Origin of the sequence: Azospirillum aestuarii (genome assembly GCF_016632405.1) — a bacterium.
Lineage (GTDB): Bacteria > Pseudomonadota > Alphaproteobacteria > Azospirillales > Azospirillaceae > Azospirillum > Azospirillum aestuarii.
Genome location: NZ_JAEPIV010000014.1, coordinates 1 through 21,157, shown reverse-complemented (window position 1 = coordinate 21,157; position 21,157 = coordinate 1). Strand labels below are relative to the sequence as shown.

Below are 21,157 nucleotides of genomic sequence, written 5' to 3'. Positions count from 1 at the left end.
GCGCAACCCCCTCACCGCCCGCTTTGCGGGCACCCTCTCCCCGGAGGGGAGAGGGCTACGATGGCCATAACCGCCCATCATGCCGCGACACCCGCGCCGGGGCGCCGCTGCTGCCGCCGGCACCACAGCCGGAAGCGGTCGAGATACAGGTAGGTGACCGGTGTCGTGTAGAGGGTCAGCATCTGGCTGACGACCAGACCGCCGACGATGGCGATGCCCAGCGGCTGGCGCAGCTCCGCCCCGTCGCCGGAACCCAGCGCCAGCGGCAGGGCGCCCAGCAGGGCGGCGACCGTGGTCATCATGATCGGGCGGAAGCGCAGCAGGCAGGCGCGGTGGATCGCGGTGCGCGGGTCCAGCCCCTCGCTCCGCTCCGCCTCCAGCGCCACGTCGATCATCATGATCGCGTTCTTCTTGACGATGCCGATCAGCAGGATCACGCCGATCAGCGCGATGATGCTCAGCTCCTTGTCCAGCGCCATCAGCGCGACCAGGGCCCCCACCCCGGCGGAGGGCAGGGTGGACAGGATGGTCAGCGGGTGGATGTAGCTCTCGTAGAGCACGCCCAGCACGATGTAGACGGCCAGCAGCGCCGCCAGGATCAGCACCGGCTGGTCGCCGATCGACTGCTGGAACACCCGCGCGGTGCCCTGGAAGCTGCCCTGGATGGTCGTCGGCACGCCGATCCGGTCCATGGTGTGGCGGATCAGCGTCAACCCCTCGCCCAGCGAGACATCGGGGGCGAGGTTGAAGGAGATGGTGGTGGCGACGAACGGCCCCTGGTGGTTCACCGACAGCGGCGTGTTCTCCAGCGAGACGCGGGCGATCGCCGAGAGCGGGATCATCGTCTCCACGCCGGTGCTGAGCGCCGATCCGGTGGAGGCGGCGGTGCGGCCGGTGGTGGCGATCTGGTTGATGCGCTGGTTGCGCGCGGCCTCGGTGTCGGCGGTCGCGGCGCCGACGATGGCGCTCGTCGCCTGCGTTCCGCTGACCGCGCCGCCGGATTTGCTGATGAGGATGTCCTTCATCATCTCCGGGTCCTCACGGTATTGGGGGGCGACCTCCATGATGACGCGGTACTGGTTCAGCGGGTTGTAGATGGTCGAGGCGGAGCGCTGGCCGAAGGCGTCGTAGAGCGTGTTGTTGATCTGGTTGAAGGACAGGCCCAGCCGCGCTGCGGCATCGCGGTCCACCGTCACCTCCAGCGCCAAGCCGCGTTGCTGCTGGTCGGAGTTCACCTCGGTCAGCTCCGGCACCTGCTGGAGCGCCTGGGTCAGGCGGGGCGCCCAGGTTTGCAGCTCGTCCAGCGTGTCGCCCTGAAGCGTGAACTGGTAGTTGGCGTTGGCCTGCCGCGCCCCCGCCCGCAAATCCTGCATGACCGACAGGTAGAGGTTCGCGCCGGGGACCTGGGTGAGCTGGGTGCGAAGGCGGGCGATCACCGCGTCGGCGGTGACGTCGCGCTGCGCCAGCGGCTTCAGCGAGACGGACATGAAGCCGCTGTTGGTCCGGCTGCCGCCGGTGTAGCCCACCACCGTGTCCACCGCCGGGTCGGCCTGCACCAGCGCCACGAAGCGCTCCATCTTCTCCTTCATCAGCGTGAAGGAGGTGCTCTGGTCCGCCACGACGAAGCCGATCAGCCGGCCGGTGTCCTGTTGCGGGAAGAAGCCCTTGGGGATGATCGTGAAGAGGTGGACGCTGAGCGCCACGGTCGCCGCGAAGACCACCATGGTCAGCAGGCTGTTGTCGAGCGCCGCCGTCAGCGTCCGGTCGTAGAGGCGCAGCGTGCCCCCGCCGATCCGGGCGCCGATCCGCGCCCCGAACCGGCGCAGGCCACCCACGATGCGGCCCGGTTCCTTCGCCTTGCGCGGCTCGCGCAGCAGGATGGCGCACATCATCGGCGTGGTGGTCAGGCTGATGACCATCGAGACCAGGATGGCGATGGACAGGGTCAGGGCGAATTCGCGGAACAGCCGCCCGACGATGCCGCCCATCAGCAGGATCGGGATGAAGACGGCGACCAGCGACACGCTCATCGACAGGACGGTGAAGCCGACCTCCCGCGCGCCGCGCAGCGCGGCCTGGGTGCGGGACATGCCGTTCTCGATGTGGCGGGCGATGTTCTCCAGCACCACGATGGCGTCGTCCACCACGAAGCCGGTGGCGATGGTCAGCGCCATCAGCGACAGGTTGTTCAGGCTGTAGCCAAGCAGATACATGGCGCCGAAGGTGGCGACCAGCGACACCGGGACCACCACGCTGGGGATCAGCGCCGCCCGCGCGTTGCGCAGGAACAGGAACACCACCATGACCACCAGCCCGACGGCGACGATCAGCGTGTGCTCCACCTCGGCCAGCGAGGCGCGGATGGTCGTGGTGCGGTCGCTGGAGACCGACAGGTCGATGTCGGCGGGGATGGAGGCGCGCAGCTCCGGCAGCATGGCCTTCACCCGGTCCACCGTCTCGATGATGTTGGCCGCCGGCTGGCGGTTCAGCATCAGCAGGACCGACGGCTTGCCGTTGGTGATTCCGGCGTTGCGCAGATCCTCCACACTGTCCGACACCTCGGCCACGTCGGACAGGCGGACGGCGGCCCCGTTGCGATAGGCGATCACCAGCGACCGGTACTCCTCCGCCTTGCGGGCCTGATCGTTGGTGTAGATCTGGAAGCGCAGCTCCCCGTCCTCGACCGCGCCCTTGGGGGCGTTGGCGTTGGCCGAGGCGATGGCGGCGCGCACGTCCTCCAGCCCGATGCCATACTGGAACAGGGCGCGGGGATTCAGCTCCACCCGCACGGCGGGGAGCGAGCTGCCGCCGATGCTGACCTGCCCGATGCCCTCGACCTGCGACAGCTTCTGCTGGAGCACGGTCGCCGCGGAATCGTAGAGCTGCCCCTGACTGAGCGTCGCCGAGGTCATGGTCAGGATCATGATCGGGGCGTCGGCGGGGTTGACCTTGCGGTAGGTCGGGTTGCTCCGCAGGCTGGACGGCAGATCGGCGCGGGCGGCGTTGATGGCGGCCTGCACCTCGCGGCCCGCGCCGTCGATGTCGCGGTTCAGCCCGAACTGCAGCGTGATGCGCGTCGATCCGGCGGAGCTGGAGGAGGTCATCTCCGTCACGTCGGCGATCTGCGCCAGATGCCGCTCCAGCGGTGTCGCGACGCTGGCCGCCATCGTCTCCGGGCTGGCGCCGGGCATCGAGGCGGTGACCGAGATGGTCGGGAAATCCACCTGCGGCAGCGGCGACACCGGCAGCCCGACGAAGCCCAGCGCCCCGGCCAGAGCCAGCCCGAGCGTCAGCAGTGTCGTCGCCACCGGCCGCCGGATGAAGGGCGCCGACAGGTTGGCCGCCCAGCTCATCGCGCGGCCCCTTCCGTCTGCCCGTCGGGACGCCCGCGCAGCTTTGCTGCCAGCCGGTCGAAGGCCAGATAGATCACCGGCGTGGTGTAGAGAGTCAGAAGCTGGCTGAGGATCAGCCCGCCGACGATGGACACGCCCATCGGCTGGCGCAGCTCCGACCCCGTGCCGGTGCCGAGCATCAGCGGCAGGGCGCCGAGCAGCGCCGCCATGGTCGTCATCAGGATCGGACGGAAGCGCAGCAGGCAGGCCTGATAGATGGCTTCGCGCGGGGGCTTGCCCTCCTCACGCTCGGCGTCGAGCGCGAAGTCGATCATCATGATCGCGTTCTTCTTCACGATGCCGATCAGCAGGATGATGCCGATGATGGCGATGATGTCCAGGTCGTGCCCGGCCAGCATCAGCGCGATCAGCGCCCCCACCCCCGCCGACGGCAGGGTGGAGAGGATCGTGATCGGGTGGATGTAGCTCTCGTAGAGGACGCCCAGCACGATGTACATCGTGACGATGGCCGCCAGGATCAGCAGGAGCTGGTTGCCCAGCGACGCCTGGAAGGCCAGCGCGGCGCCCTGGAAGCGGGTCAGCACGCTGGCCGGCAGGCCGAGTTCCTGCTCCGCCGCCTCGATGGCCTTGACCGCGGCGCCCAGCGAGACCCCCGGCGCCAGGTTGAAGGAGACGGTGACCGCCGGGAATTGCCCGAAATGGTTGATCTGGAGCGGCGCGTTGCGCACCTCCATCCGGGCGAAGGCGGCCAACGGCACCTGCCCGCCGCCCGCCGAGGGCAGATGGATGGAGGTCAGCAGTTGGTCCACCGTCATGCGGTCCGGGTCGGCCTCCAGGATCACGCGGAACTGGTTGGCCTGGGTGAAGATGGTGGAGACAATGCGCTGGCCGAAGGAGTCGTAGAGCGCGTTGTCGATGGCCGCCGTGGTGACGCCGTAGCGCGCGGCGGTGTCGCGGTCGATGGTGATGGCGGCCGACAGCCCCTTCTCCTGAAGGTTGCTGGTGACGTCGGTGATCTCCGGCACCGCGGCCAGCCGGTCCAGCAGCCTCGGCGCCCAGACGCGCAGCTCCTCGGGATTCGCGTCCTCAAGCACGAACTGGTACTGGGTGCGGCTGACCGTGGCGTCGATGGTCAGGTCCTGCACCGGCTGCATGAACAGCTCGATTCCGGGGACGGCGGCGGTGTTGTGGCGGATGCGGCGGATGATGTCGGCCACATGGTCCGTCCGCTGCTCCTTCGGCTTCAGGTTGATGAGGAGGCGCCCGCTGTTCATGGTGGTGTTGGTGCCGTCCACCCCGATGAAGGATGACAGGCTGACCACGTCGGGGTCCTTCAGCACCTCCGCCGCCAGCGCCCGCTGCCGCTCCGCCATGGCGGCGTAGGAGACGGACTGGGTGGCCTCCGTCACGCCCTGGATCAGGCCGGTGTCCTGCGCCGGGAAGAAGCCCTTGGGGATGGCGGTGTAGAGCACCACCGTCAGCGCCAGCGTCCCCACGGCGACCATCAGCGTCGCCCCCTGGCGGTCGAGAACCCAGCGCAGCGTGCGGGCGTAGCCGGCGATCACCGCGTCGAACCACGCCTCGCTGCGGCGGGCGATGGCGGACATCTCCCGCGGCTCGCGGTGGCGCAGCAGCTTGGCGCAGAGCATAGGCACCAGCGTCAGCGAGACGACGGCGGAGATCAGGATGGTGACGGCCAGCGTGATGGCGAACTCGCGGAACAGCCGGCCCACCACGTCGCCCATGAACAGCAGCGGGATCAGCACCGCGATCAGCGAGACGGTCAGCGAGACGATGGTGAAGCCGATCTGCTTCGACCCCTTCAGCGCGGCCTGGAGCGGCGGCTCGCCACGCTCCACATGGCGGGCGATGTTCTCGATCATCACGATGGCGTCGTCCACGACGAAGCCGGTCGCGACGGTCAGCGCCATCAAGGACAGGTTGTTCAGGCTGAAACCCGCCAGATACATCACCGCGAAGGTGCCGACCAGCGACAGCGGCACCGACAGGCTGGGGATGATCGTCGCCGGGATGTTGCGCAGGAACAGGAAGATCACCAGCACCACCAGCCCCATGGCGACCATCATCTCCATCTGCACGTCCTCGACCGAGGCGCGGATGGTCACGGTGCGGTCGGTCAGCACGGCGACGTCGACCGAGCCGGGCAGGGCGGCGGTCAGGTTGGGCAGCATCTCCTTCACCCGGTCCACCACCTCGATCACGTTGGCGCCGGGCTGGCGCTGGATGTTCAGGAGGATGGCGGGCGTGTCGTTCATCCAGGCGCCCAGCCGGGTGTTCTCGGCGCTGTCCAGCACGTCGGCCACGTCGGACAGGCGCACCGGGGCACCGCTGCGGTAGGCGACGACGAGGTCCTTGTACTCGTCGGCCCGGCGGAGCTGGTCGTTGGCGTTGATGGTGTAGTTGCGGGTCGGCCCGTCGATGGTCCCCTTGGGCGAGTTGACGTTGGCCGTGTTGATGGTGCTGCGCAGGTCGTCGATGTTCAGCCCGTAGGCGGCCAGCGCCTGGACGTTGGCGCGGATGCGCACCGCCGGCCGGTGCCCGCCGCTGAGGCTGACCAGACCGACGCCGGGAAGCTGCGACAGCTTCTGCGCGAAGCGGCTGTCCGCGAGGTCCTGCACCTGGGTCAGCGGCAGCGTCTTGGAGGTCAGGGCCAGCGTCAGGATCGGCGCGTCCGCCGGGTTGACCTTGGCGTAGATCGGCGGGGCGGGCAGGTCGGAGGGCAGCAGGTTGCCGGCGGCGTTGATGGCCGCCTGCACCTCCTGCTCCGCGATGTCGATGCTGAGTTCCAGCCCGAACTGGAGCGTGATGACCGACGCCCCGGCGGCGCTGACCGAGGACATCTGGACCAGCCCCGGCATCTGGCCGAGCTGGCGTTCCAGCGGGGCGGTGACCGACGAGGTCATCACCTCCGGGCTGGCGCCGGGGAAAAAGGTCTGGACCTGGATCGTCGGGTATTCCACCGCCGGCAACGCCGACAGCGGCAGGAAGCGGTAGGACACCGCCCCCACCAGCAGGATCGCCAGCATCAGCAGCGAGGTGGCGACCGGGCGGACGACGAAGGGGTGGGAGATGTTCATGGCGACAGGCGCGCGTTACGACGCATTGCGCTGGGGGCGGCGCTGCGGACGCGGCCCCTCGCTGGCCGGAAAGGGGGACGGTGCCGGGGTTGCCGGCTGGGCCGAGCCGTCGGTTGCCGCGACCTTGGCGCCCTCGCGCAGCCGGTCGGCGCCCTGGATCACCACCGTCTCGCCGGGCTGCAAGCCCTGGGTGATGACGGTCTTCGCCCCGTCGCTGGCGCCGAGCGTCACCGGACGGACGGAGGCCGTGCTGTCCTCGCCGTTCACCACATAGACATAGGTGCCGGGCGCCCCGCGCTGGACCGCCGCCACCGGGACCATCGGCACGCCGGCCAGCGTGTCCACCAGAAGCTGGACGTTGACGAACTGGTTGGGGAACAGCGACTGGTCGGTGTTGTCGAACTGGGCGCGCAGCTTGACCGTGCCGGTGGTCACGTCGATCTGGTTGTCCACCGTGGTCAGCGTGCCGGTCGCCAGCACGCGGTCGCGCGTCCGGTCGTAGGCGGTGACCGGCAGGTGCGCCCCGTCGCGCAGCCGCGCCATGATCGCCGGGATGTTGTCCTCCGGCAGGGTGAACAGGACGGAGATCGGCTGCACCTGGGTGATGACGACGATGCCGCCGGCCTCGCCCGCCGTGACGTAGTTGCCGGAATCGACCAGCCGCAGCCCGGCGCGGCCGGAGACGGGCGCGGTGATCCGGGTGTAGGACAGGTTGAGCTTGGCGTTCTCCACCGCCACCTGATCGGCCTTCACCGTGCCTTCATACTGCTGGACCAGCGATTCCTGGGTGTCGCGCTGCTGCTTGGCGATGGAGTCCTGCTTGACCAGCAGGCGGTAGCGCTCCAGGTCCAGCCGGGCGTTCTTCAGCAACGCCTGATCGCGCAGAAGCTGGGCCTCGGCCTGTTCGACGGCAAGCTGGAAGGGGCGCGGGTCGACCTCCGCCAGGAAGTCGCCCTTCTGGACGGCCTGCCCCTCGGTGAAGGCGACCTGGGTGAGCTGGCCGCCGACCTGCGGGCGCACCGTGACGGTGGCGAGCGACGACACGGTGCCCAGCCCGTTCAGCCGGATCGGCATGTCGCCCTTCTCCACCGTGGCGGTGACCACCGGCGAGGCGGTTGGCATGCCGGGCCGGAAGCCGCCGGGCGGGCCGCCGCGCGCCGCCATTTCCGGCGCCGGACGGAAGGCGAACCACCAGACCCCGCCGCCGATCAGCGACAGCACCACCAGCCACGCCAGCACCCGCCCCAGGATCGAGCGCCGCCGTGGCGCGTCGGTCCGTTGGGCGTCGGGAGCCGACTGGTCCCGGCGGGCCTCCGGCACTGCCGTCGCGTGGCTGTCCGGCCCGGGCGCGGGCGGCGGTTTGAGAGGCGTGTCCAAATCCATCGGGTCCTTCATCGCCTGCGGGCGTCGTCCTGAACGTCGCGTCGGGAGGGCGGCCGGCGGCCCAGCCCCGATCCCGGCGGGACGCTATCACGGCGTCGCGCGCAGAATATGTCCAGAAGGGATTAGATTTGTAACGCTCGGTAACAGCGTCGAGGGGGCATCGAGAGTCCCCTCTCCCCTCCGGGGAGAGGGTTAGGGTGAGGGGGGTGCGCGTGGCGCCACGTTCGGCACAAGCGCAACCCCCTCACCGGCCCTGCGGGCCACCCTCTCCCCGCTTTCAGCGGACCGAAGGTCCGCCTGTCGCGTCAGCGCAAACTTCGTTTGCGCGTGAGCGGAGGGGAGAGGGTTATGTCACGCCAACCCCGTCACGAAGGCGGCGATGCGGCGGCAGGCCTCGGCAAGCTCCGCCTCGCCGACCGCGAAGGACAGGCGGACGCAGCCCGCCGCCGCCGGGCCGAAGGCGCCGGCGTCGAGGACCGACACGCCGGTCTCGCGGAACAGCCGCCACGCGAACTCCATGGTCGGCAGACCGGTGCCGCGCACGTCCACCAGCATGAACATCCCGGCCTCCGGCTTCAGGCAGCGCAGGCCGGGAACGGAGCCGAGCGCCTCAAGCGCGATGTCGCGGCGGCGGCGGTAGCCCTCGCGCATCGCCGCCACCGCCTCGTCGCCCTGCTCGACGGCGACCAGCGCCGCCTGCTGCACGAAGCCCGGCAGGCCGTAGAGCATGCACAGCGCCAGCGTGCCCATATGGGCGACCAGCGGCGCCGGGGCGACCACCCAGCCGGCCCGCCAGCCGGTCATGGCGTGCGACTTGGACAGGCTGTTGATGGTCACCGTGCGCTCCGCCATGCCGGGCAGGGTGGCGATGCCGATGTGGGTTCGGTCGAAGGTCAGGCTGGCGTAGACCTCGTCGGCGACCACCCACAGATCGTGGCGGCGGGCGAGGTCGGCGACGGCCTCCAACTCCTCCGCCGACATGACGATGCCGGTGGGGTTGGCGGGGGTCGCCAGGAAGATGGCGCGGGTGCGCGGGGTCACCGCGGCGGCCAGCGCCACCGGGTCCAGACGCAGCGTGGCGGCGTCGGGCGCCACCGGGACCAGCGTGGCGCCCGACGCGCGGACGCAGGCCTCGTAGGTGAGGTACATCGGTTCCGGAACCAGCACCTCGTCCCCCGCCTCGACGAGGCAGAGCGTGGCGTTGAACAGGCCGTTCTGCGCCCCGGCGCAGACGATGACGTTCTCCGGCTCCACCGGCAGACCGGTGCGGCGGGCCACGTCGCGGGCCAGCGCGGCGCGCAGCTCCGGACGGCCGGGAATCGGGGTGTAATGGGTGTCGCCGGCGTGAAGGGCGGCGATGGCGGCGTCGCGCACCGGGGCGGGCGTGTCGAAATCCGGGTCGCCGACGCTCAGCACGATCACGTCCTCGCCGCGTCCCTTGGCGGTCCAGGCGGCGAAATGGATGTCCCAGGCCGCGACGCGGTCGCCGCGGATGCGGTCGGTGAGGGAAGAGAAACGCATCGGCGGAGGCTCCCTGGCAGGCTTTCCCGTTGGCCGGACAAGGGTCACGGCGGACGACCCATCCATATGCCCCAGGGCGGTGCCGGGGCACAACCGGGCGTTTGAGGAGCCACGGCGCAATGCGGCCATTCATGCCCATTAGGACACCCTGATATGACCGACCGGCAATTGCAGCGCTGCGAAAGCGGGGCCTATGACGGACCCCAACGATAAAAGCGAACGAATCGTCCGCCGAACAAACGCCCCAGGCAACAAACGCCCGAGAACGTGCAAAGGATGACCATGTACCGCGACCGTATTCGCCTGAAGGCCCTGTGGGGGAAGGTGGTGACGCCGGAAGAGGCCGCTCTGCTGATCCGCGACGGCATGACCATCGGCATGAGCGGCTTCACCCGCGCCGGGGATGCCAAGGCGGTGCCGCTGGCGCTGGCCGAACGCGCCGCGACGGAACGGCTGAAGATCACGCTGATGACCGGCGCCTCGCTCGGCAACGACGTGGACCGGATTCTGACGGAGGCCGGGGTTCTGGCCCGTCGCCTGCCGTTCCAGGCCGACCCGGTGCTGCGCAAGGCGATCAACCGTGGCGAGGTGATGTTCGTCGACCAGCACCTGTCGGAGACGGTGGAACTTCTGCGCTCCCGCCAAATGGGGCCGGTGGACGTGGCGGTGATCGAGGCCTGCGCGATCACCGAGACGGGCGGGATCGTCCCAACCACCTCCATCGGCAACTCCGCGACCTTCGCCATCCTGGCGGAGAAGGTCATCGTTGAACTGAACCTGACCCAGCCGCTCGACCTGGAGGGGATGCACGACGTCTACATCCCGACGCGCCGTCCCTTTCGCGAGCCGATCCCGGTGGTGACGGCGGAGAGCCGCGCCGGCCTGCCCTGCATCCCCATCGACCCGTCGAAGATCGCGGCCATCGTGGTGACCCGCAAGCAGGACAGCAGCGCGACCATCCTGCCGCCGGACGGCGAGACCAGGGACATCGCCGGGCACCTGATCGAATTTCTCGACCGCGAGGTGCGGCAGGGCCGGTTGGGCCGCTCGCTGAACCCGCTCCAGGCCGGGATCGGCACCATCGCCAACGCCGTGCTGCACGGCATGATCGACAGCCCGTTCCACGACCTGACCATGTACAGCGAGGTCCTGCAGGACAGCACCTTCGAGCTGTTCGACGCCGGCAAGCTGACCTTCGCCTCGGGCTCCTCGATCACGCTGAGCGCCGGAAAATACGCGGAGGTCCTACCGAGGATCGGCAGCTACAAGGGCCGGCTGCTGCTCCGCCCGCAGGAAATCTCCAACCACCCGGAGGTGATTCGGCGGCTGGGCGTGATCGGCATCAACACGGCGCTGGAGTGCGACATCTACGGCAACGTGAACTCGACCCACGTCAACGGCACGCAGATGATGAACGGCATCGGCGGCTCCGGCGACTTCGCGCGCAACGCTCACCTCGCCATCTTCGTCACCAAGTCGCTGGCGAAGGACGGCCGGATCTCCAGCGTCGTGCCGATGGTCACCCACACCGACCACAACGAGCATGACGTGGATGTCCTGGTGACCGAAACCGGCCTTGCCGATCTGCGCGGCCTCGCCCCGCGCGAGCGGGCGGAGACGATCATCCGCAACTGCGTCCACCCCAGCTACCGCGAGCTGGCGCTGGACTATCACCGCCGGGCGCTCCAGCGCGGCGGCCACACGCCGCATCTGCTGGAGGAGGCCTTCTCCTGGCACCTGCGCTACCAGCAGACGGGCAGCATGCAGCCGGCCTGAGTGCCTTGACGGGGGCCTTACCGGCGACGTGTGCGGATCAGGGGCAGACGGCCTCGACGATCCGGCACACGTCCCCGGCGGTCCGCGGGGAGAAGCGGGCCAGCAGCCCGCCGCGCAGTTCGGGCACGATCAGCGACACCGGCTGTTCGGCGGGAACCGTCAGGTCGTGGTCGAGGTCGCAGACGCTGACGTAATCCAGCCCGGCCAGGGCGACCAGGAGCGATTGCCGCCCCCGCTCATCGACGGCGTGCGCAAGGGCCCGCCCGTTCGCGGCGGCGTAGGCGGCGGCCTGATCCTGGGTGTAGCGGGACACCGGCAGCACCCGCAGCGACGGGTGGCTGCGCAGGACCGTGGCGATGAGGGCGTTGAGGCCGCTGGACAGACTCGGCATGGGTTCCAAAGGATTCCGACTGTGGACCGCCATGCTACCACGAATTCGGCCGTTGGGAGCGTGACCCCCGCGCGACGCGAAAATGGTCACGCGGGGGTCACGCTCTCGCAGAGATATCAGCCGGCGCGGACCCGCGCGATGAAGCCGTGGATCTCGTCGCGCAGCAGGTCGGAATCGCGGGACAGGCTGTTCGCGGCGTCCAGCACCTCGGCGGCGGCCTCGCGCACGTCGGTGGCCGACTGGCTGACGCCGCCGATGTTGCCCGACACCAGCCGGGTGCCCTGGGCCGCCTGCTGGATGTTGCGGCCGATCTCGTGCGTGGCGGCGGTCTGCTCCTCCACGGCGGCGGCGATGGCGCCGGCGATGGCGTCCACGTCGGCGATGGTCCGGGCGATGTTGCGGATGGCCGTCACGGTGCCTTCGGTGATCGCCTGGATCTCGGTGATCTGGCTGGCGATCTCCTCGGTCGCCTGGGAGGTCTGGGTGGCCAGCGCCTTGACCTCGCCCGCCACCACGGCGAAGCCCTTGCCGGCCTCGCCCGCGCGCGCCGCCTCGATGGTTGCGTTCAACGCCAGCAGATTGGTCTGGCTGGCGATGTTCTGGATCAGGTTGACGACGTCGCCGATCTTCTGGGCGGCGCTGGCCAGCCGCTCGACCAGCGCGTTGGTCCGTTCCCCTTCGGCCACGGCGTCGCGGGCGACCGTCGCGGCGCCGTTCACCTGACGGCCGATCTCCCCGATGGAGCTTCCCAGCTGCTCCGACGCCGCGGCGACCGTCGCGACGTTGGCCGACGCCTGCTCCGTCGCGGCGGCGACCGAGGAGGCCTGTTCCGTCGTCGTCTCGGCGGCTCCGGTCATCGTCTGCGCGTTGCTCTGAAGCTGGCGGGCCGCTTGCGAGACGGCCTGGACCACGCCCTGGACGTTGGCGTCGAACTGGTCGGCCAGGGCCAGCATGGCGGCGCGGCGGTCGGCCTCCATCTGGCGCTTCTGCACGTCGCTCTCCTCCTGGAGGCGGCGCATGTCGAGCCCGTTGCTCTTGAAGACCTGGAGCGCGCGGGCGAGCAGGCCGACCTCGTCCGTGCGCTCGGTTCCCTGGATGGCGACGGTCAGGTCGCCGGCGGCGATGGAGGTCATCTCCGACGTCAGGCGGTGCAGTGGACGCACGACGAAGAACAGCAGGATGGACCCCAGCAGGCCGAAGGCGAACAGAATGCCGGCGCCCGCGACGGTGTAGAGCCGCGTCATGACCTGTTGGGACAGGGCGGTGGCGCGCCGCTCGGCCTCCCGCGTCTCGGCCATGCTCTGCTCCACCCGCTCGCCCAGCGCGGCGGTCAGCTTCTGCCGGACCGGACGGCCGACGTCGATGGACACGCGGATGGCGCCGTCGGTGTCGAAGCCGCGGGCCAGTTGCACGGTGGTCTGGGCGACCCGCTCATACTCCCCGACGATCGACTTGATGGCCTGGATGCTCTCGCGCTCCGCCGGATCGTCATAGGCCGCGGCCAGCGTGTCGATGGCGGACAGGGCCTTGGCGATGTTGGCCGTGAGCTGCGCGTTGGCGGCGTCGATGGCCTCGCGGGAGGAGGCGACGATGGCGTTCGCTTCGGTGTCCATGGCGTCGCCCAGCGCCGACTGGACGGCGATCGTCGCGCCGAGCCGGTCGGCGACCAGCTCGGTGATGCGGGCGGTTGAGCTTGTCAGATCGGAGATCGCGCTCCGGGCGGTCCAGACGAGGCTGGCGATCACGATCAGCAGGACGAGGACCGGAACGAGGATCTTGTGCAGTAACTTGCGGTTCGAGAACCAGCGGTGCAGCGGCATGTCCAGGGCTTTCCAATAAGGCGGGCTTCGTCGGCGGGGCGGCAGGGGGCGCGCGGAGCCGGGGCCAAAAAATTCCCCCGCAGGCCATGGGGCATGCGGGGGGAGGTGAGACGCGCCGTCAGCCGGCCAGCCGATCCCAGCAGCCGTCTAAGGCCGGGGACAGCTTGTGCTTCATGATGCGCTGGCTGGGGGTGCGCTCGAACTCCTCGACCACCGCGATGTAACGCGGATTCTGGTAGGGGGCGAGCTGCTTCCCGAGCCAGCCGGACAGCGACGGGATGTCCAGCGTCGCCCCGGCCTTCGGCTTCACGAACAGCTTGATGTCCTGCTCGCCCACGTCGGCGGCGACGCCGATGATGGCGCAGTCCTCGACGCTGGGGTGGGTGGCCGCGACATGCTCGACCTCCCAGGCCGAGACGTTCTCGCCCTTGCAGCGCACGCTGTCGGTCATCCGGCCGTGGAACAGCAGCGTCCCGCTGTCGTCAAGCGAGCCGAGGTCGCCGGTGTGCAGGGCGCCGTCCTTGAGCGCGCGGGCCGTCGCTTCCGGGTTGCGGAAATAGCCGGGGAAGATGGCACCGGGACGGTCGGTGCGGACGACGATCTCGCCCCGCTCGCCCTGCGGCACCGGCTTGCCCGCGCCGTCCAGCAGTTCCACGGTGAACCAGGGCATCGGGCGGCCGACCGCGCCGACCACGCCCTCGTCGTTGCAGGTGGTGATGCTCGACGCCTCGGTCATGCCGTAGCATTCGCGGATCTGCACGCCGAACCGCTCCTCGAAGGGCGTCCAGGTCTCCTTGGGGCAGCCGCCGCCCCAGGCAATGCGCACGGGGTGGTCGCGGTCGCGCGGGGAGACCGGCTGCTTCAGCAGGATCTGCAGGATGCCGCCTAGGTAATGGATGTGGGTCGCCCCGTACTCCCGCACCTGATCCCAGAAGCGGCTGGCGCTGAAGCGGTCGACCATGGCGAGCGACACGGCACGGATCAGCGGCATGACGATCATCTGGGCGCCGCCGATGTGGTACAGCGGCTCCCACACGAACAGCACGTCGCCGTCGCGGGCGGCGGAGACGCGGGCCACCGCCTCGCCGGCCAGCCGCATCATGCGGTGCGACACCAGCACGCCCTTGGGCCGCCCGGTGGTGCCGGAGGTGTACATGATGGCGAAGGTGTCGTCGGGGGCCGGCGGCGCCTCCTCGAAGGCGGCGTCGGACTCCAGCAGGGTCTCCAGCCGCAGCGCGGCGGAGGGATCGCCCTGGACGATCAGCGGCGTGCCGGCGGGCACCGCGCCCGTCTCGGCGATCACCGGCAGGAACTCGGCCTCGGCGACGATGGCGCCGGGCTCAGAATGCTCCAGGATGTAGCGCAGGCCCTCGCCGCGCTGCTGGGCGTTGATCGGCACCCAGACCAGCCCCGCCTTGGCGAGGCCGAACAGGGTGGAGAGCACCAGCGGGCTGTTGCGCAGCATCAGCGCCACGCGGTCGCCGGGCTTCAGCCCCAGCCGCCGCAACTCGGCCGCCACGCCGTCGGATTGGCGGTCGAGCGTGGCGAAGCTCAGCGCCTCGCCGTTGAAGCGGGCGAACAGGCGGGCGCGTCCGGTCCGGGCCGCCTGCGTGAACAGGCGGACGAACCCTTCTTCGAAATCGGACATGGTGCGTAATCTCGAATGCGTTTGGTCGGTTGGTTGCGGATCAGCGCGCCGGACGGCGCAGCCATTCCGCCATCAGCAGCAGGGCCATCACGATCGCGAAGACCACGACGGACACGGCGGCCAGCGTCGGGTTCAACTGGAGGATCATGTCGTCCCACATCTGCTTCGGAAGCGTGGTCTTGACGCCGCCGCTGACGAAGATCGCCACGGTCAGCTCGTCGAAGGAGGTGATGAAGGCGAACAGGAACGCCGCCACCAGACCGCCGCGGATCAGCGGAACGGTGACCAGCATCAGCGTCCGGAAGCGGTTCGCCCCCAGCGTCGCCGCCGCCTGGTCCAGCCGCCAGTCGTGCCCCTTGACCACCGCGGAGATGGCGACGAAGGCGAAGGGCAGGGCCAGCACCGTGTGGCCGATGATCAGGCCGAGGTCGGTGGCGACCAGCCCGATCTGGGCGAACAGGTAGAACAGCCCGACCGCGATGACGATGCGCGGCACGATCATCGGCGCCAGGAAGAAGGCGAAGATCGCCCCCCGCCAGCGCGAGGAGGAGCGGGCGAGCGCCAGCGCCGCCAGACCGGCCACCAGCGTCGCCAGGATCGCCGTGGCGAAGGCCACCACGAAGGAGCGGATCGTCGCCGACACCCACAGGTCGGAGTTGAAGTAGACCCGGAACCACTCCAGCCCGTAGCCCGGCGGCGGGAAGTCGAGGAAGGGCGAGGTGGTGAAGGCGATGGGAACGACGACCAGCGCCGGGGCGACCAGGAAGACGATGATCGCCGCGGAATAGAGCGGCAGCAGCCGGTCCATCATCTTCGGCCCCAGCGCGCGCCCGACCGGGCCGCCAAGCGCCGCCGACGCCTTGGCGAACGCCGACAGGATTTTCATCCCGGCGCTGCGCAGGTGCCCTTGGCCGCCGCCGGCCCGCCCGGAGGTTTCTCCCGACAGGGAGGACAGGCCGAACAGCCGGTCGTAGACCCAGCAGGTGACCAGCGCCGCGACCAGCATGAAGGTGGCCAGCGCGCCGGCGAAGGCCCAATTCAGCATTTCCTGGATCTGGGTGATGATGAGCTGCGCCAGCATGGTCTGCTGCGGCCCGCCGAGCAGCGCCGGAACGATGAAGAAGCCCAGCGAGGAGATGAAGGTCAGCAGCCCCGCCGCGGCAACGCCGGGCAAGGAGAGCTGGAAGTAGACGAGCCAAAAGGCGTTGGCCGGCGGCGCCCCCAGCGTTTCCGCCGCCTGGACCAGTCGGCGGTCGATGGTGGTCATCACCGGCAGCATGGTCAGCACGGCCAGCGGCAGCATGGCGTGGACCATGCCGGCCATCACGCCGAACTCGTTGTGCAGCAGCGGCAGGGGCGACATCCCGGTGCCGGAGAGGATCTGGTTGATGACGCCGGTGCGCCCGAGGATGACCATCCAGGCGAAGGTCTTCACCAGATAGCTGGTCCAGAAAGGCACCATCACCGCAAGGATCGCCAGCCCGCGCTGGCGCTCCGGCAACTGCGCCAGCCAGTAGGCCAGCGGATAGCCGAACAGGAGCGACAGCAGGGCGGTCAGCCCGGCGATGCGGAAGGTGCTCATCAGGACGCGGAAATAGACGTCCGTTGCGACGATGCGGGCGTAATGGTCGCCGGTCCAGGCCGAGGTCTCCAGATCCTGGACGCTGAGGCCGAGCAGCCGCAGCACCGGGAACAGGAAGAAGATGGCCAGGAAGGCGAGGCCGGGGGCGGCCAGCCACAACGGGCCGAAGCGCAGCCGCCGCCGCGCCGCGGCGAAGGCGCCGTCATGGTTCAGGGTGGCGGCGCTCATGACACCAGCACCCCGGCGTCGGCGCGCCAGCGCACCGCGACCACCTCGCCCAGCCGCGGCGGGGCGATGCCGCGGCGCAGGCGGACGGTGATCGTCTCCTCGCCGCCCAGCGACACCAGGACGCGGGTCTCGGAGCCGGCATAGACGGTGTCCACCACCTCGCCCCGCACCTCGTTGTCGCCCTCGCCGTCGATGTCGAGCTGCTCGGGACGGACGACCAGCGTTCCGTCCTGGTTGTCCGGCGTGTCGGCGGACAGGCGGAAGCTGCCGTTGCCGGTGACCAGCATGGGCGCCCCGCTGCCGTCGCGCCGGACCTGCCCGCGGAAGATGTTCGACACGCCTATGAAGTCCGCGGCGAAGGCGGTCTTCGGCCGGGCGTAGATGTCGTGCGGGGTGCCGAGCTGCTCGATGCGGGCATGGTTCATCAGGCAGATGCGGTCCGACAGGGCCAGGGCTTCCTCCTGGTCATGAGTGACGTAGATGATCGTGGCGCCGGTCTCGCGGTGCAGGCGCTTGATCTCGTACTGCATGTGCTCGCGCAGCTTCTTGTCCAAGGCACCCAGCGGCTCGTCCATCAGGATGACCGAGGGCTGGTAGACGAAGCAGCGCGCCAGGGCGACGCGCTGCTGCTGCCCACCGGACAGCTCCTTAGGGAAGCGCCCGGCGAGGTGGCCCAGATGGACCATCTCCAGCGCCTCCTTCACGCGCCGCGTCAGGTCCGCCGCGGCGACGCCCCGCATCCGCAACGGAAAGCCGATGTTCTCGGCCACCGTCAGGTGGGGGAACAGGGCGTAATGCTGGAAGACGAGACCGATGTCCCGCTTGTGCACGGGTGTCCGGGTTTCGTCCTGCCCGTCGATCAGGATGCGCCCGCCGCTCGGCTCCACCAGCCCGCAGATCATCTGCAGCAGCGTGGTCTTGCCGGACCCCGACGGGCCGAGCAGCGTCAGGAACTCGCCCGCCGGAACCTCCAGGCGGGTGGGTTCCAGCGCCGTGATGGCGCCGTACCGTTTGGTCAGGCCGTCGACCAGCAGCTTCGGCGTGGCGGCGGCTCCGGCCTGGACCGGCGCTGTCCGCGCCTGTGCGAGCGGTGAGAGCATGGCGGCGGGTCTCCTTTCCGGCAGGCGGGCTTAGCCGAGAATCCAGGCGTTGAAACGCTCGTTCATCTTCGAGCGGTTGGCGCCCCACCAATCCTCCTTGGCGATGGTCATCACCTTCAGATTGTCTTCGAAGGTCGGCAGCGCCGGGGCGCGCTCCTTCGGGATGCTCTTGTAGGCGTCGAGGTTGGTCGGGCCGTAGGCCAGGACCTCGGTGAAGACGGCCTGACGGGACGGGTCGGCGCAGAACTTGATGAACTGGCGGGCGGCGTCGGCGCGCGGGTTGCCGCGCGGGATGCCCCAGCCCTCGATCGAGTAGAGCCCCTGGTTCCAGTTGATCTTCACCGGGGCGCCGCCGTCGATCACCGCCTGGGCGCGGGCGTTCCACAGGGCGATCATGTCGACCTCGCCGCTCTGGATGAGCTGGCTGGACTGGGCGCCGCCGGTCCACCAAACGGCGACGTGCGGCTTGATGCGGTCGAGCGCCTTGAAGGCGCGGTCGACGTCGAGCGGGTAGAGCTGGTCGAGCGGCACGCCGTCGGCGAGCAGCGCCTGCTCCAGCGTGTCGATGGGGTTCTTGCGCAGCGAACGGCGGCCGGGGAACTTCTCGACATTCCAGAAATCGGCCCAGCTCTGCGGCGCGTTGGCGGCGAACTTGTCGGCGCGATAGCCGAGGATGGTCGAATAGACGTCGGTGCCCATCCAATGGCTGGTCAGCGACTCCGGCATCAGGCCGGGGACGTCGGCGGCGGCGAAGTTCAGCGGCTCCAGCAGGTTCTGCTTCATCAGGATGTCGCGGGCCGACAGGGTCAGGGTGCAGACGTCCCAGGTGTAGGACTTGGTCTCCACGATGGCCTTGAACTGGGCGGTCGGCTCCGCCTCGCGGGCGACGTTGACCACCTTGATGCCCGTGGCCTTCTCGAAGGGATCGTAGAAGGCTTTGCGGAAGGCCGGGCTGTAGGGGCCGCCCGGATCGGCGACGGTGATCTGCTGGGTGGCGGCGAAGGCCGGACGGAGCAGCCCGGCGGGCAGGGTAGCGCCCAGCGCGACGCCGGCGGCTCCCTTCATCAGGCTGCGACGGTCCATGGAGAAGCCGAAGGTCTTGCTCATGTGAAACTCCCTGTTCTGTGCGTCCGGGGCGTCTCTGTTGCCCCGGTGGAAGAGCACCGCCGTGGCGGTGCGGGCGGGCGGATCGTTGCGCCCTTGGAACGACGTGTCCGCTCTACGCGCGCTTCGCGGCGCGCTTGGCGAGGAACTCCTCCATCATCCGGGCCGGTTCGCCGGATGCGTAGGCCTCGCGCTGGATGCGCACGCCGGCGGCCAGCGCGTCGCGGAAGCCGGCCTCGGTCATCTCGCGGAACCGCTGCTTGTCCAGGCGCATGGCGACCGGCGGCTTGGCGGCCAGTTCCTCGGCCAGAGCCAGGGATTCGGCCATCACGCGGTCCTGCGGGACGATGCGGTTGATCAGGCCGATGCGGTGGCTTTCCTCGGCGTCCATCAGCCGGCCCGACAGCGTCAGGTCCATGGTGCGGGCCAGGCCGATCATCTCCTTCATGATCCACGGGCCGGTGGTGCTGGCGATGCCGGAGTTGATCTCCGGCTGGCCCATGCGCACCCCGGCGTGGCCGATGCGGAAGTCGCCGAGCAGGGCGACCTGGAAGGCGGAGCCGGCGGCGACGCCGTTCAGCGCGATGACCAGCGGCTTCGACAGGGTGCGCATGCGGTGGTAGAGGCGCTCCCACTCCGCCACCCACTCCTCGGCGCGATCGGCGTCGAAGGTCTTGGTCTCGTTCAGGTCCTGCCCGGCGCCGAAGGCGCGGTCGCCGGCCCCGGTGAGGATGATCGCGCGGACACCGTCCTGATTCTCGAACTGCTCGAACGCGACGACCAGCTCGTCGCGCATCGCGCCGTTCCAGGCGTTCAGGATTTCCGGGCGGTTCAGCGTGATGATGCCGACCGGGCCACGGACCTCGGTGAGGATGAATTTGAACACGGCTCACTCCTGTAAGCGGGTCTTCCGCGCGCCTTGCCGATGTTCCGGCGCCCGTCGGGGCGGCGCGTCGTATTGCAATACGATACTTGGTATTGAATAGCTTGGCTTGCTTTGCTAGACCTGTCAACGGTATCTCTCGCACACGAACCACAGGACCGATCGCCATGGCTCCGCGCCGTCCGTCTTCCCGACTGTCAGACACGGAATCCGCAACCGTCGATGCGGACGCCTCGGTGAAGGAGGGCGGCGCCGCGCGCGCCGGCGATCCCCTGATGGTGATGTCCGTGGAAAAGGCGTTCCGCGTGCTGAACGCGTTCGACGCGGCGCGCCCGACGATGAGCCTGACCCAGATCGCCTCCATCGTCGGCCTGGACAAGAGCGCGGCGCAGCGCTTCACCCACACGCTGGAAAAGCTCGGCTACCTGCACAAGGACCCGGAAACGAAGCGGTTCGAACTGACGGTCAAGACGCTGGACCTCGGCCATCATTACCTGCGCGGCAACGGGCTGCTCGAACGCTCGATGCCCTACCTGATGCATCTCAGCAAGACGACCGAGGAGACGATCAATCTCACCATGCTGGACGACACGGAGATCGTCTTCGTGTCGCGCTTCATGAGCCGCCATGTGCTGAACACCGACGTCGTCCTCGGGATGCGGATGCCGGCCTACTGCACGGCGCCGGGGGTGGCGATGCTGTCGCGCATGCCGATGGAGGAAGCCATCGATCTGATCGATCGCATGGACCTGCACCCCTACACGCCGAACACCACCTGGAAGCGGGAGGATCTGCTGGCGAAGATCGAGCGGTCCGCCGATCTCGGCTACGCCACCGCTTTCGAGGAGTATTACCACGGCGACCTGTCGATCGCGGCGGCCATCGTCGGTCCAGCCGGGACGCCCATTGGCGCCATCAACATCGCTGTCTCGCGCTCGCGCTTCACCCCGCAGGAGGCGGAGGAGCGCTTCGCCCCGCTGGTCGTCGCCGCATCGTCGTCGATCTCCACCATCGGCCGTCCGGCCCCGCCGCGAAAAAATGGACGGCGGTGAAAAAAGCGCTTGCCGGGCTAATCCAACCCGCCTATAACCCGGCTCCCACGACGCCGGGGCCGCTGAGAAGCGCGACGGCGGCAGGGAAAAGGCAGAGATGCCGAAGACGAGATGAAGTAACGTCAGGCCAGCGTGACAACAAAGGCTTGACAGGCCAAGTCGAACCTTCTAGATACAGCGCCCCGACGCGCCGCACCGAACTCCGGTGACGCAGCGCG

The 21,157-nt window shown here is 69.3% G+C and carries 13 protein-coding genes; 2 read left to right on the top strand and 11 right to left on the bottom strand.

Going from position 1 to position 21,157, the window contains the following annotated elements:
* Window positions 1–77 precede the first annotated feature (77 nt).
* From JJL56_RS21155 to JJL56_RS21140, 4 genes are all read right to left on the bottom strand, one after another.
* Entirely contained in the window at window positions 78–3,353 is a 3,276-nt protein-coding gene (locus tag JJL56_RS21155) for an efflux RND transporter permease subunit (protein ID WP_200486171.1), read from the bottom strand.
* A complete protein-coding gene (locus JJL56_RS21150; RefSeq protein WP_200486170.1) occupies window positions 3,350–6,451 on the bottom strand; it encodes an MdtB/MuxB family multidrug efflux RND transporter permease subunit in 3,102 nt (1,033 codons plus the stop codon). The genes JJL56_RS21155 and JJL56_RS21150 overlap by 4 nt, the downstream gene beginning before the upstream one ends.
* A gap of 15 nt (window positions 6,452–6,466) precedes the next feature.
* On the bottom strand, window positions 6,467–7,834 hold the full coding sequence (locus JJL56_RS21145; protein ID WP_200486169.1) for an MdtA/MuxA family multidrug efflux RND transporter periplasmic adaptor subunit: 1,368 nt from the start codon (window positions 7,832–7,834) through the stop codon (window positions 6,467–6,469).
* A 351-nt stretch (window positions 7,835–8,185) separates the two neighbouring features.
* Window positions 8,186–9,355, bottom strand: coding sequence for a pyridoxal phosphate-dependent aminotransferase (locus tag JJL56_RS21140; protein ID WP_200486168.1), 1,170 nt, complete (start codon window positions 9,353–9,355; stop codon window positions 8,186–8,188).
* 282 nt (window positions 9,356–9,637) lie between these two features.
* Here JJL56_RS21140 and scpC point away from each other — a divergent pair, with 282 nt between their 5' ends.
* Complete coding sequence (gene scpC, locus JJL56_RS21135) at window positions 9,638–11,131, top strand: succinyl-CoA:acetate CoA-transferase ScpC (protein ID WP_200486221.1); 1,494 nt, start codon at window positions 9,638–9,640, stop codon at window positions 11,129–11,131.
* A gap of 37 nt (window positions 11,132–11,168) precedes the next feature.
* Here the strand turns inward: scpC and JJL56_RS21130 are convergent, their stop codons facing one another.
* The 7 genes from JJL56_RS21130 to JJL56_RS21100 form a co-directional block, all read right to left on the bottom strand.
* A complete protein-coding gene (locus tag JJL56_RS21130) occupies window positions 11,169–11,522 on the bottom strand; it encodes a hypothetical protein (RefSeq protein ID WP_145624887.1) in 354 nt (117 codons plus the stop codon).
* 116 nt (window positions 11,523–11,638) lie between these two features.
* Entirely contained in the window at window positions 11,639–13,342 is a 1,704-nt protein-coding gene (locus JJL56_RS21125) for a methyl-accepting chemotaxis protein (RefSeq protein ID WP_145624888.1), read from the bottom strand.
* Between the two features lie 118 nt (window positions 13,343–13,460).
* Complete coding sequence (locus JJL56_RS21120) at window positions 13,461–14,990, bottom strand: AMP-binding protein (protein ID WP_200486167.1); 1,530 nt, start codon at window positions 14,988–14,990, stop codon at window positions 13,461–13,463.
* Window positions 14,991–15,030: 40 nt separating this feature from the next.
* Window positions 15,031–16,800: an ABC transporter permease subunit gene (locus JJL56_RS21115; protein ID WP_200486166.1), complete on the bottom strand. Its 1,770-nt coding sequence runs from the start codon at window positions 16,798–16,800 to the stop codon at window positions 15,031–15,033.
* A complete protein-coding gene (locus JJL56_RS21110; RefSeq protein ID WP_145624892.1) occupies window positions 16,797–17,900 on the bottom strand; it encodes an ABC transporter ATP-binding protein in 1,104 nt (367 codons plus the stop codon). The genes JJL56_RS21115 and JJL56_RS21110 overlap by 4 nt, the downstream gene beginning before the upstream one ends.
* A gap of 30 nt (window positions 17,901–17,930) precedes the next feature.
* A complete protein-coding gene (locus tag JJL56_RS21105) occupies window positions 17,931–19,007 on the bottom strand; it encodes a polyamine ABC transporter substrate-binding protein (protein ID WP_145624893.1) in 1,077 nt (358 codons plus the stop codon).
* Between the two features lie 112 nt (window positions 19,008–19,119).
* Window positions 19,120–19,890, bottom strand: a complete 771-nt coding sequence (locus tag JJL56_RS21100) for an enoyl-CoA hydratase/isomerase family protein (protein WP_145624894.1) — start codon at window positions 19,888–19,890, stop codon at window positions 19,120–19,122.
* 164 nt (window positions 19,891–20,054) lie between these two features.
* Here JJL56_RS21100 and JJL56_RS21095 point away from each other — a divergent pair, with 164 nt between their 5' ends.
* The gene (locus JJL56_RS21095) at window positions 20,055–20,939 is read left to right on the top strand and encodes an IclR family transcriptional regulator (RefSeq protein ID WP_200486165.1); all 885 of its coding nucleotides are present in this window, start codon (window positions 20,055–20,057) and stop codon (window positions 20,937–20,939) included.
* Window positions 20,940–21,157 lie beyond the last annotated feature (218 nt).